Here is a 12591-nt window from a genome sequence, read left to right as displayed (position 1 = left end):
CGTCGAACCGGGAGGAGCCGGTGACATGGACTCTTTGCTCACGAGCGCGTTCGACCTTCCCGACCATCTCTCCCCCAAGGCCGATCCGCTGCTGATCGGCGGCGACGAGAGGCACTTCGCGGCCATCGCGGAGAGCCTCGACCAGGCGATCACCGAACTGTCCGACCGGCTGGACGCCGAGCGCAAGGCACCGGGAGGCATCGGCCGGGAGGCGATGGAGCGTGACGCGGAGATCCATCGGCTGACCGCTCGGCTGCGCGCCCTGCGCCGCTTCGGCCTGGACCTCTGCCTCGGGCACGTCGTCGGTGCGGACGACCCCGAACCGCTGTACATCGGACGGCTCGGCCTCACCGACAGCGCCGGGCGACGGCTGCTGATCGACTGGCGCTCCCCCGCGGCCGAGCCGTTCTTCGCGGCGACCCACGCCAACCCGCTGGGGCTGGCGAGCCGTCGCAGGTACCGCTGGACCCGGGGCCGGATCAGCGACTACTGGGACGAGGTGTTCACCGCCGACGGCCTCGAAGGACATGCGGCGCTCGACGACCACTCGGCGTTCGTCGCCAGTCTGGGCAGCACCCGCTCCAGCCGGATGCGGGACGTGCTCACCACCATCCAGGCCGACCAGGACGCGATCATCCGCGCGGGATCCCGGGGCGCGCTCGTCGTCGACGGCGGTCCCGGCACGGGCAAGACGGTCGTCGCCCTGCACCGGACCGCCTACCTCCTCTACTCCGACCCCCGTCTCGGTCACCGTCGGGGCGGAGTGCTGTTCGTCGGCCCGCACCAGCCCTATCTGGCGTACGTGGCCGACGTCCTCCCCAGCCTCGGGGAGGAGGGTGTGCAGACCTGCACGCTGCGGGACCTCGTCGCCGAGGGAGCCGGAGCGCCGGACGAGACCGATGCGGAGGTGGCCTCACTCAAGTCGTCCGCGCACATGGTCGGGGCGGTCGAGACGGCCGTCAGGTTCTACGAGGAGCCGCCCGCGAAGGGGATGACGGTCTCGACCCCCTGGTCCGACGTCCGGCTGAGCGCCGACGACTGGACCGAGGCGTTCGGGACGCCGGGCCCCGGCGTCCCGCACAACGAGGCGCGTGAGCAGATCTGGGAGGCCCTGCTGACGATCCTGCTGGACAAGCACGACGACGACGTACCGCCCGACCTGTTCCGCCGGGCTCTGCTGCACGACGAGGAGCTGACCGGGGCCCTCGACCGCGCGTGGCCGCTGCTCGAAGCGGCCGACATCGTCGGGGACCTGTGGTCGGTGCCCGCCTATCTGCGGATGTGTGCTCCCTGGCTCGGCCCCGACGACGTACGCAGGCTGCAGCGCGCGGAGCCGCAGGCGTGGACGGTGTCCGATCTGCCGATCCTGGACGCGGCGCGGCAGCGGCTCGGCGATCCGGAGTCGGCGCGGCGCAGGCGCCGGCAGGAGGCCACCCTCGCCGCCCAGCGCGAGCGCATGGCCCAGGTCGTCGACAACCTGATAGAGGCCGCGGCCGACTCGGGCGCCGACGGTGACGACGGCGAGGGCCTGGTGACGATGTTGCGCGGCGAGGACGCCAAGGTCAGCATGGTCGACGAGTCCGAACTGGCCACCGCCGAACCGGATCTGCTCGCCGGTCCGTTCGCGCACGTCGTCGTGGACGAGGCCCAGGAGCTGACCGACGCGCAGTGGCAGATGCTGCTCCTGCGCTGCCCGTCGCGGAGTTTCACCATCGTCGGGGACCGCGCGCAGGCCAGGCAGGGGTTCACCGAGTCGTGGCGGGAGCGGCTGGAGCGGGTCGGTCTCGACCGGATCGAGGTGGCCTCGCTGAGCATCAACTACCGGACTCCGGAGGAGGTCATGGCGGAGGCCGAGCCGGTCATCCGGGCCGCGCTCCCGGACGCCAACGTGCCGACCTCCATCCGCAGCAACGGCATCCCCGTGGTCCACGGATCGGTCGCGGACCGGGACGCGGTCCTGGACACCTGGCTCGCCGCGCACACGGACGGGATCGCGTGCGTCATCGGCGATCCGACGTTCCGGGCCACGCCTCGCGTCCGGTCGCTGACCCCGGAGCTGTCGAAGGGGCTGGAGTTCGACCTGGTCGTCCTCGTCGACCCGCATACGTACGGGACGGGTGTCGCGGGGGCGGTCGACCGCTATGTCGCGATGACCCGCGCGACCCGGCAACTGGTCGTCCTCACCAGCGGCTGAGGCCGGTGGGGTTCTTGTGGTCGCCGGGCGGTGACCACAAGGGCCCCGCCGCCCGTATGCGCTTGTCCGCCGCCGTGGTCCGGCATTACCGTGCCGCGGTGAAGCTCTTCTCGCTCGCCTGGACCGCGTTGCGCACGGCGGTCGCCGAAGTCCCGGACGAGGACTTCGAGCAGCCGTCGGGCTGTACGGGGTGGCTCGTGCGGGATCTGGTGTGCCACCTGGTCATCGACGCCCAGGACATCCTGATCACCCTGGTCACCCCCGCCGACACCGGACCGACCGTGGACGCGGTCACCTACTGGCAGCTCGGCGGAACCCCGGCCGGCGAGGATCCGCTGGACGCGCTGATCCCCCGGCTGGCCGCCGCGTACGGGGAGCCGGAGCTGCTGAAGTTCCACTTCGACGACGTCGGTTCCGCCGCGGGCCGCGCCGCCGGACTCGCCGATCCCACGGCCCGCGTCGGCACCCGCGACGAGGTGCTGACCGTCGGCGACTACCTGTCCGTGTACGTCCTCGAAGCGACCCTGCACCACCTCGACCTGATCTCCCGGCTGACCTCGACCACCCAGCCGCCCGCCGCGACCCTGGCGGCGGCCCGCGCGTCGCTGGAGCAGATCGCCGGGACCCCGTTCCCGGCCTCGTTCTCCGACAAGGCCGCGCTGCTGATCGGCACCGGACGGCGGACGCCGACCGATGCGGAGAAGACCGCCCTTGGCACCCTCGCCGGGCGGCTGCCGCTCGTACTGGGCTGAGCCGGCACCCGGGGCGGGTACGAGATAGGCCGGCCGATCGGCAGCCCCGCCGTGCCAGGCTCCCGGCCTGGGGGCAAGCGCCTGACCTGGACCGTTACCGTACGGCCGCATCGCACCCCCGCCGGTGCGCTCCCGGCGCTGCCCTTCTAGGGTGCCGCCATGGACTCGCAGCACTACCTCTCAGAACTGTTCTCCCTGGACGGCCGGGTCGCCCTGGTGACCGGCGGCAGCTCCGGCATCGGGCGGGGCATGGCGGAGGCGCTGGCCCGCGCCGGGGCGAGCGTCGTCGTCGTGGCACGCAAGGAAGCGGAACTGCGGGCGACGGTCGAGGAGTTGCATGCGCTCGGCTGCCGTGCGGCCTGGGTCGGCGCGGATCTCGGTACGCGTGAAGGCGTGCGCGAGGCAGCCGAGCAGGCGGTCGAGGCCTTCGGTGAACCCGACATCCTCGTCAACTGCGCCGGCGTCAACCTCCGGCCGCCGATGAGCGAGCTCAGCGACGAGGTGTGGGACACCACCATGGCCCTGAACCTGGACGCGCCCTTCCTGCTGGGCCGGCGTTTCGGCCCGGCCATGGCCGAGCGGGGCTTCGGGCGGATCATCCACATCACCTCGCAGCAGGCCCACCGCGCCTTCGTCCAGAGCGGTGCCTACGGCGTCTCCAAGGGGGCGCTGGAGTCACTGGCCCGCTCACAGGCGGAGGCCTGGTCGCCGTACGGGGTCACCGTCAACACGCTGGTGCCGGGCTTCGTGATGACACCGCTGAACAGGCGGCTGTCGTCCGACCCGGAGAAGGTGGCGGCCCTGGCGGCGCGCACGATGGTCGGACGCAACGGCCTCGCGGAGGACTTCGCGGGCGCGGCGGTCTTCCTGGCGAGCGCCGCCTCCTCGTATGTCACCGGGCAGTCGGTCTTCGTCGACGGCGGCTTCTCCGTGCACTGAAAAGTTTTCCACGACCGGGGTGTGCCCCGTAGGGTGGCCGGTGCAGCTGGTTCGCCCCGTCCGCCAGACGGGTGCGTCGCAAGAGGGAACCCGGTGGGAATCCGGGACTGCCCCGCAGCGGTGAGTGGGAACGACCGCCGTCACACGCACTGGGCCCGGCCGGGTCTGGGAAGCGACGGCCAGTAGGTGTCCTCCGCAGGGAGGACGTGCCCGCGAGTCCGAAGACCTGCCAACTGCCCGTGCGCGAACCATTCGTGCGCGGAGATCCCGGTGACCTCGTGGGCGGGTCGGCGTACTTGATCCGGCGGACGACCGCGCTCTGCGCGCGGTTCGGTTTCCGCCCGGTCCGTCACCCCTTCGCGCTCGCGTCCCGTCCCGGGATCCCAGGGAGATATCTCGCGAAGGAGATTTCCGTGACAGCGCAGTCCGCAGCCGCGGCGGCACGGGCCACCGTGTACGGCTACCCCCGCCAGGGACAGAACCGGGAACTGAAGAAGGCCGTCGAGGGCTACTGGAAGGGCCGGGTCGACGCCGACGCCCTCCGGGCCACCGCCGCCGAGCTGCGCCGGGCCAACTGGCGGCAGCTGGCCGAGGCCGGCATCCACGAGGTTCCCACCGGCGACTTCTCGTACTACGACCACGTCCTGGACGCCGGTGTCATGGTCGGCGCGATCCCCGCACGCCACCGCGCCGCCGTCGAGGCCGACGCGCTCGACGGCTACTTCGCCATGGCGCGCGGCACCCAGGACGTGGCGCCGCTGGAGATGACGAAGTGGTTCGACACGAACTACCACTATCTGGTGCCCGAGTTGGGTCCGGACACCGTCTTCACGGCCGACTCGAGCAAGCAGGTCGCGGAGCTGAAGGAAGCCCTGGCGCTCGGGCTCACCGCACGACCCGTCCTCGTCGGACCCGTCACCTACCTCCTGCTCGCCAAGCCCGCCCCGGGTGTCGCCGGCGACTTCGACCCGCTCACCCTCATCGACCGGCTGCTGCCCGTGTACGCCGAGATCGTCGCCGATCTTCGCGCCGCGGGGGCGGAGTGGGTCCAGCTCGACGAGCCCGCCCTGGTGCAGGACCGCACACCCGCCGAGCTGAACACGGCCACCCGCGTCTACCGTGACCTCGGCGCCCTGGCCGACCGCCCGAAGCTGCTGGTCGCGTCCTACTTCGCCCGGCTCGGCGACGCCCTGCCGGTGCTGGCCAAGGCCCCGGTGGAAGGTCTCGCGCTGGACTTCACCGAGTCGGCCGCCGCCAACCTGGACGCGCTCGCCGCCGTGGGCGGACTGCCCGGCAAGCGTCTGATCGCCGGAGTGGTCAACGGCCGCAACATCTGGGTCAACGACCTGGAAAAGTCCCTCGGCACGCTCGGCACCCTGCTCGGGCTGGCCGACCGGGTCGACGTGGCCGCCTCCTGCTCCCTCCTCCACGTCCCCCTCGACGCCTCCGCGGAACGCGACATCGAGCCGCAGATCCGCCGCTGGCTCGCCTTCGCCCGGCAGAAGACCGCGGAGATCGTCACTCTCGCCAAGGGCCTCGCGGGCGGCACCGGCGCTATCGCCGCCGAACTCGCCGCCAACCGGGCCGACCTGGCCTCCCGCGCCGGGTCCGCGATCACCCGCGACCCCACCGTACGGGCCCAGGCCGCCGCCGTCACGGACGCCGACGCCCGCCGCTCCCTGCCGTACGCCGAGCGGGCCGCGGCCCAGCGCGCCCACCTCGGCCTGCCGCTGCTGCCGACCACCACCATCGGCTCGTTCCCCCAGACCACGGAACTGCGCACGGCACGGGCCGACCTGCGCGCCGGGCGGATCGACAGCGCCGGGTACGAGGAGCGCATCCGGGCCGAGATCGGCGAGGTGATCTCGTTCCAGGAGAAGACCGGCCTCGATGTGCTCGTGCACGGCGAACCCGAACGCAACGACATGGTCCAGTACTTCGCCGAACAGCTCACCGGATACCTCGCCACCCAGCACGGCTGGGTCCAGTCCTACGGCACGCGGTACGTCCGCCCGCCGATCCTCGCCGGGGACATCTCCCGCCCGGAACCCATGACGGTGCGCTGGACGACGTACGCCCAGTCGCTCACCGCCAAGCCGGTCAAGGGCATGCTGACCGGGCCCGTCACCATGCTCGCCTGGTCCTTCGTCCGCGACGACCAGCCGCTCGGCGACACCGCCCGCCAGGTCGCCCTCGCCCTGCGCGACGAGGTGAACGACCTTGAGGCGGCCGGGACTTCGGTCATCCAGGTCGACGAACCCGCCCTGCGCGAGACGCTGCCGCTGCGGGCCGCCGACCGTCCGGCGTATCTGGCGTGGGCCACCGAGGCGTTCCGCCTCAGCACCGGCGGCGTACGCCCGGACACCCAGATCCACACGCACATGTGCTACGCCGAGTTCGGTGACATCGTGCAGGCCATCGACGACCTCGACGCCGACGTCATCAGCCTGGAGGCGGCACGCTCGCACATGCAGGTCGCCCGCGAGCTGGCCGGACACGGTTATCCGCGTGAGGCGGGGCCCGGTGTGTACGACATCCACTCGCCCCGGGTGCCGAGTACGGACGAGGCCGCCGCCCTGCTGCGCAAGGGACTTGAGGCCATCCCCGCCGAGCGCCTCTGGGTCAACCCCGACTGCGGTCTGAAGACCCGGGCCTGGCCCGAGACGCGCACGTCCCTGGAGAACCTGGTCGCCGCGGCCCGCACGATCCGCACGGAACTGTCCACGTCCTGATCCGCGCGGCGGGCCGGGAGCGGGGGCGCGGGCCCCGGGCTCCCGGCCCGTACCAGGGCTATTCGGCTGTCGCCAAAATGTCCGACTCGCACGATCCTGGAGCTGCTACACCTGAACGTGCCGGTGCTCGCCCCGCCGGGGGGCGGGGCGGCACGGTCACCGGACAGCAGTCCGCGCCGGTGACGAGGCGCGGACCTCACGGGGGGGGTGAGTCATGGACGTGGTCAGTACCGCGGAGGTACCGCGGGAGGAGCGGTTCGGTTTCTGGCGTGAGGTGAGTTCGAAGCTCTGGGTGCCCTATGAAGCACACTGCGAGCGGCGGGTGGCGGGCGCGTTCCGGGCGCAGGTCGGCATCAGCCAACTCGGGCCGGTGCAGGCGACGTTGATGACCACGCTGGCGCACTCGGTGCACCGTACGCCCAAGCTCATTCGCCAGGCGGATCCCGAGGTGTTCAAGCTGGGCTGCATCGTGCGCGGTGGCGGCAGGATCACCCAGGACGGCCGGTGCACGGATTTCGGGGTCGGGGACCTGATGCTGTTCGACCCCTCCCGCCCCTACCTCGCCGGGTTCACGCCGGAGGTGCCGGGAAGTCAGCAACTGCTGCTCCTGCGCTTCCCCCGTTCACTGCTTCCACTGCCCCACCGGGACGTGCGGCGGCTGAGCGCGGTGCGCATCCCGGGCGGGACGGGTGTCGGCGCGCTGTCCTCGCACTTCCTGATGCAACTGGCGCGGCGCATGAGGGAACTCAGTCCCGCCGACACCGCCAGGCTGTCCACCCTCACCCTCGATGTGCTGACGGCCGCGCTGGCCAACGCGCTGGATGCCCGCAGCTCGGTGCCGCCGCACACCGCACGGCGGGCGCTCATGGCCCGGATCCATGCCTTCGTCCGGGAGAACCTGGGCGACGCACACCTGACTCCGGACGCGATCGCCGCGGCGCACCACATCTCCTTGCGCTATCTGCACAAGCTGTTCCACGACGAGGGGCACACCGTCGCCGGCTGGGTGCGTGAGCGTCGCCTGGAGCAGTGCCGCCGCGATCTCGCCGACGCCCGGCTGGCCACCCGGCCGATCGGCGCGATCGCCGCCAGGTGGGGGTTCGCCAGTCCCGCGCACTTCAGTCAGGTGTTCCGCGGCTCCTACGGCCTGTCCCCGCGCGAGTTCCGCAGGCAGTGCACGGAGACGAAAGACCTGTGCGCTCACACGTAACGACAGGTCCGGTCGTGGCGCGCACCCTTCTGAGCAAGGGTCACGACTGGAGGTAGACGTGCTCAGGAAATTCATCGCCGCTGTCGCGGTGACCATCGGAATCAGCCTCGCGGGAGCGGGTGTCGCCACCGCGGCGACGTCCGGGGTGGTCGAGCGGGTCAGGCCGACCGCCGAGGCCTCGGCCGCCGCCGTCTGGCACACGATCGGCTACTACGAGACGCTCTCGGAATGCCAGGCCTGGGGGAAGCTCTATGTCTCCCTGGGCTGGGCCAAGGCCTGGGCCTGCGACGACGTGGGCGCCTGGCGTCTGCGCGTCCTGGACTGAGCGGACGGGCGGCCGGCCACCGCCAACTGCCTTACGTGCGGCTCGAATTCGCGGGTTCTCGCACCAACGGGCGGCACTCGCCTCTATGTTCGCTGCGGCACGTCGTCACGACAGCCCACGAACCTGGAGGCCCTGCCCATGCGCACCTCGTTCCGCACCGCGGTGGTCGGCGCGGTCGCCGCCGTCACCGTCCTGGCCGGAGGAACGGCCCGGGCAACTCCGCCCGGTCCCGGAGTGACCGGCACCCTGATCGCCCAGAAAACGGTCGGCGGCACCGACTACGTCGTCCGGGAGATCACCGTGCCGCCCGGCCAGGCCACCGGCTGGCACTACCACGACGGCCCGCTCTACGCGTACGTGAAGCAGGGCACGCTCAGCCACTTCGACTCCACGTGCGCCTCGGACGGTGTGTATCCGCGCGGCAGCAGCATCCAGGAGCCGGCCGGCGCCGGCAATGTCCACATAGGCCGCAACCTGGGAGACACACCGGTCGTCCTGACGGTGCTGTACGTACTGCCGCACGGCGCCCCGTTCTCCGAGGACGCCCCGAATCCCGGGTGCGCGTTCGAGTAGCGGCGCAGCCGGCTCAGGCCGTGGTGGCCCGGTCGCGGTTCCGGTCCCGACCGCGGTCCCGATCCCGGTCACGGTCCCGGCTCAGGCGCTTGCGGAGCGTCTGGGCGAACTCCTCCGCCTCCGCCAGCTGCGCGCGCAGCTTCTCCACCTGCCAGACGGCATGCTCCTCGTACTCGCGGACGCGCCGCAGCAGGGACTGCCGCTCGTACGCCGTCATCTCCTCGTCGGAGTCGAGGCGGTCGGTGACGGCCAGCAGGTCGCGCATCTGCTCCAGGCTGAAGTCGAGCGGCTGCATACGGCGGATCGCCTTCAGCCGTGCGACATCCTCCCTGGTGTAGAGGCGGAAGCCGCCCTGGGAGCAGGCGGAGGGCGCGACCAGGCCGGTCGCCTCGTAGTGGCGGATCGTGCGCAGTGCCAGCTCCGTGCGCGCGCCGACCTCGCCGATCTGCATGTGCTCGCTGCTCATCCGGGCGCCCTACCTCGTCTGTCTCGTCTGTGTCCGTCGCCCTTGCCATGGGGCGGTAGACGTCGATCGCTACCGTGACGTCGAGGTAAAGTATGTGATCATCAGGTCGGTTCCATGTCGTTCCCACTCCGTGGGACGGAAGAAAAGTTCCCGTGGCGCCCTCCAGCCCCCCCCAGCCCTTCAGTCCCTCAGCCCTTCACCGCCCCCGCCGTGAGGCCCTGGACGATGTGCCGGCTGGCGAAGGCGAACAGCACCATCGTGGGCAGGATGGTCAGGACCGCCGCCGCGGACATCGAACCCCAGTCGATGTTGAAGCTGGAGATGAAGCCGTTCAGGGCCGTCGGCACGGTCTTGTTGCTGTCGCTGTTCATCAGCGTCACCGACAGGAACAGCTCGTTCCAGCAGTTGACGAAGTTGAAGATGAACGCCGCGATGATCCCGGGCCGCATCACCGGCAGCAGCACCCGGAACAGCGCCCCGAACCGGGACAGGCCGTCGATCATCGCGGCCTCCTCCAGCGCGTCCGGGATGTTCTCGAAGAAACCCCGGAGCATCACCGTGCAGAACGGGATGCAGACCGCGATGTAGACGAGGATCAGCCCGAGCCGGTTGTCGACCATCTTGAGGTCGGTCATCAGCAGGTACAGCGGCCCCAGCGCGATGAACGTCGGAATCATCTGGGTCACCAGGGCGGCCATCAGCAGCGCCGACTTCGTACGGAACTCGAAGCGGGCCAGTACGTACGCCGACAGCATCGAGATGACCGTGGCGATCGAGGCGGCGACGGTCGCCACGATGAGGCTGTTGGTGAGGTAGACGCCGAAGTCGGCCTTGCCGAACAGTCCGCTGTAGTTCTCCAGCGAGAAGTGCTCGGGCCAGTAGGCGATCGGGAAGGCGAAGATGTCGCCGGGCGCCTTGAGCGAGGTGATGGTGATCCAGTAGAGGGGGAAGACGGTGAAGACCAGCCACAGCCCCAGGAAGGTGAACTTGGTGACCCGGCCCGCCGTGGACTCCTTGCCGATCACGGCTTCACCTCTCGCTTCTCGCGCGTGGCCAGGAGGAAGAAGACCGCGAACACCAGCAGGGTGGCGACGACGATGAGGCCGAGCGCGGAGGCTCTGCCGTAGTCGCCCTGCTGCGTGATCTTGATCATCCACGTGGTCACGATGTGCGTCTCGTTGTTCGGTCCGCCGCCGGTCATCCCGAAGATCAGGTCGGGGAAGTTGAAGATCCAGATGACGCGCAGCAGCACGGTCAGCGCGAGGGTGACCCGGATGTACGGAATGGTGATCTGGAAGAGCGTGCGCACCTTGCCGGCGCCGTCCAGGGCCGAGGCCTCGTACAGCTCCTCGGGGATGGACTGCAGCGCGGCGAGGATCATGATCGTGAAGAAGGTGACCCCGTACCAGATGTTGGCGACCACGACGGCGAACATCGCGGTCTTCGGGTCGGCCAGCCAGGCGACCGGCTCGTCGATCAGGCCGACCTTCTGGAGCAGGTCGTTGACGACACCGAACTCGCTGTTGAACATCCAGCGGAACAGGATGCCGATGAGGAAGCCGGAGATCGCCCAGGGGAAGAAGATGAGGGCCTGGTAGAGGCCGCGGAAGCGGAACCTGCGGCGCAGCCACAGGGCGAGGGCGAAGCCGATGACCAGCTGGGGCACGATCGAGCCGAACACCCAGATGGCGGTGTTGCTCAGTACGGTGCCCCAGGCGGGGTCGGCGAAGACGTCGCGGAAGTTCTGCAGACCCACCCACGAGGTGTCGGTCAGGTCCGTCAGGTTCCAGTGGCGGAAGGCCATCTGGCTGCCGGCGATCATCGGGTAGTACGTGAAGACCGCCACGAAGATCGCGGCCGGGGTCATGAAGAGGGTGATGAGGAAACCGCGCCGAGCGGTGAACTCGGGCTTGCGGCGGCCTGGTTGAACCTTGCGGACGGGCCGGGAGCCCCCGTTGCCGGAGGCCCCCTCCGAGGCCGTCTTCGCCGTCTCCGTCGTGGACGTCGTTTCGGACGCGGTGGGCATGGCTAGTTCTCCTGCTGCCGCTTCTCGGTCCAGTACGTGTCCCAGCCGGCCAGCAGTTCCTTGGGCGTCGTCTTGCCGAGGACCATCTTCTGGATGTCGGCGTCGGCGCGCTGCTGCCACTCGGCCCACCAGGCGACCCCGCGCGGCTGGCTGACGTTGAGGTAGGTGTCCGGGTTCTCCGTCATGGTGACGTAGCTGGACCACGGGCCGGTCTTGTAGAACGGGTCCTCGGCGGCCGACTTCAGGATCGGCACCAGGCTGTTCGTCTTGGTGAAGTTCGTCGACGCCTCCCCCTCGGAGAGGAACTCGACGAGCTTGACCGCTTCCTTCTTGTGCTTGCTGCCCTTGGCGACACCCCATCCGGCGGTGGCCAGCGGCTGTACGGTCTTGCCGCTGGGGCCCGCCACCAGCGGGGCGGTGCTCCACTGGTCCTTCTTGATGGACTTGGACTCCGAGACGGTCGCGATGACCTCGGGGTCCTGCAGCAGGAAGGCCGTCGAGCCGTTCGAGAAGCCCTCGACCATCTCCGGGTAGCCCCAGGAGACGGACGACTTCGGGGACGCGTCCTTGAAGAGTTTGAGGTAGGTCTCCATCGCGTCGAGCGCCTCGGGCGCGGAGAAGATCGTCTTGCCGCTCTTCAGCTTGAAGCCGTCGGCCGCGTCGATCTCGTCGGCGACGTACGCCTCGATGATGGCGGTGGCGTTGCCCTGGGCGTTGGCTCCGCCGCGGAAGGCGTACCCGTACTTGCGCTTGCCCGGGTCGTGGATGGCCGAGGCCTGTTCCAGCAGGTCGTCCCAGGTGACCGGCGGCTTGCTGAAGCCGGCCTCCTTGATCAGGTCGGTGCGGTAGAAGACGCTCAGACCGTAGAAGCCGTACGGGACGAAGTACGTCTTGCCCTTGGCGTCCTGGGAGGCCTTGACGGCGTTCTCCGTCATCGCCTCCCAGCCCTTCCAGCCGGTGAGGTCCTTCTTCATGTCGTAGATCCAGCCGTTGTTCGACCAGGGTCCGACGGTCGTGTCCCGTACTTCGAGGGTGTCGACGCCGCTGCCGGACTGGAGCATCTGCTGGATCTTCTGGTCGGCCTGCTCGGTGGGCGGCGAGATCAGGTTGACCTTGATCTTGGGGTTCTGCTTCTGGAAGTCCGCTATCAGGCCCTTGATCAGGTCCGTGCGGGCCGGGTTCGTCAGGCTCTCCACCATGTTGAGGGTGACCGTGCCGTCGGCCTGGGAGCCGCTCATGCTGCTACAGCCGGTCAGGACCATCGCGGCGGCGGTGCCGAGGGCGAGAGCTGCCGTCCTTCTTCTCATCGTGCCGACCTCTTTCTGTGCTGCTGTGCCGGGGACAGGCGTTACGGAGCGCCGGGGAAAGTTCGGG

Annotated in this window: 11 protein-coding genes and 1 riboswitch; of the genes, 7 read left to right on the top strand and 4 right to left on the bottom strand. The window is 70.0% G+C overall.

The window, feature by feature from the left end:
* Positions 1-25: 25 nt before the first annotated feature.
* The 7 genes from helR to ACZ60E_RS01390 all read left to right on the top strand — a co-directional run bounded on the left by helR (position 26) and on the right by ACZ60E_RS01390 (position 8725).
* Positions 26-2194, top strand: a complete 2169-nt coding sequence (gene helR / locus ACZ60E_RS01420) for an RNA polymerase recycling motor ATPase HelR (RefSeq protein WP_469436875.1) — start codon at positions 26-28, stop codon at positions 2192-2194.
* A 98-nt stretch (positions 2195-2292) separates the two neighbouring features.
* Entirely contained in the window at positions 2293-2946 is a 654-nt protein-coding gene (locus ACZ60E_RS01415; protein ID WP_384805565.1) for a maleylpyruvate isomerase N-terminal domain-containing protein, read from the top strand.
* Positions 2947-3105: 159 nt separating this feature from the next.
* The gene (locus ACZ60E_RS01410; protein ID WP_469436871.1) at positions 3106-3885 is read left to right on the top strand and encodes an SDR family NAD(P)-dependent oxidoreductase; all 780 of its coding nucleotides are present in this window, start codon (positions 3106-3108) and stop codon (positions 3883-3885) included.
* A gap of 30 nt (positions 3886-3915) precedes the next feature.
* Positions 3916-4133, top strand: a riboswitch (cobalamin riboswitch).
* Positions 4134-4298: 165 nt separating this feature from the next.
* Positions 4299-6617, top strand: a complete 2319-nt coding sequence (gene metE, locus ACZ60E_RS01405) for a 5-methyltetrahydropteroyltriglutamate--homocysteine S-methyltransferase (protein ID WP_469436868.1) — start codon at positions 4299-4301, stop codon at positions 6615-6617.
* Between the two features lie 214 nt (positions 6618-6831).
* On the top strand, positions 6832-7827 hold the full coding sequence (locus ACZ60E_RS01400) for an AraC-like ligand-binding domain-containing protein (protein ID WP_384805473.1): 996 nt from the start codon (positions 6832-6834) through the stop codon (positions 7825-7827).
* Between the two features lie 58 nt (positions 7828-7885).
* The gene (locus ACZ60E_RS01395) at positions 7886-8152 is read left to right on the top strand and encodes a hypothetical protein (RefSeq protein WP_384805475.1); all 267 of its coding nucleotides are present in this window, start codon (positions 7886-7888) and stop codon (positions 8150-8152) included.
* Between the two features lie 138 nt (positions 8153-8290).
* Positions 8291-8725 (top strand): cupin domain-containing protein, encoded by a 435-nt coding sequence (locus tag ACZ60E_RS01390; protein WP_385838127.1) that lies wholly within the window; start codon positions 8291-8293, stop codon positions 8723-8725.
* Between the two features lie 13 nt (positions 8726-8738).
* Here the strand turns inward: ACZ60E_RS01390 and ACZ60E_RS01385 are convergent, their stop codons facing one another.
* The 4 genes from ACZ60E_RS01385 to ACZ60E_RS01370 form a co-directional block, all read right to left on the bottom strand.
* Positions 8739-9191, bottom strand: a complete 453-nt coding sequence (locus ACZ60E_RS01385) for a MerR family transcriptional regulator (protein ID WP_453792043.1) — start codon at positions 9189-9191, stop codon at positions 8739-8741.
* Positions 9192-9379: 188 nt separating this feature from the next.
* Positions 9380-10216, bottom strand: a complete 837-nt coding sequence (locus tag ACZ60E_RS01380; protein WP_384805481.1) for a carbohydrate ABC transporter permease — start codon at positions 10214-10216, stop codon at positions 9380-9382.
* Complete coding sequence (locus tag ACZ60E_RS01375) at positions 10213-11217, bottom strand: carbohydrate ABC transporter permease (RefSeq protein WP_384805483.1); 1005 nt, start codon at positions 11215-11217, stop codon at positions 10213-10215. The genes ACZ60E_RS01380 and ACZ60E_RS01375 overlap by 4 nt, the downstream gene beginning before the upstream one ends.
* A gap of 2 nt (positions 11218-11219) precedes the next feature.
* Positions 11220-12524 carry an ABC transporter substrate-binding protein gene (locus ACZ60E_RS01370; RefSeq protein ID WP_469436861.1) on the bottom strand — a complete coding sequence of 435 codons (1305 nt, stop codon included), beginning with the start codon at positions 12522-12524 and terminating at the stop codon, positions 11220-11222.
* Between the last annotated feature and the right edge of the window lie 67 nt (positions 12525-12591).

The organism is Streptomyces sp. NPDC102514, from assembly GCF_055584525.1.
This window is presented reverse-complemented; position numbering and strand designations above follow the sequence as displayed.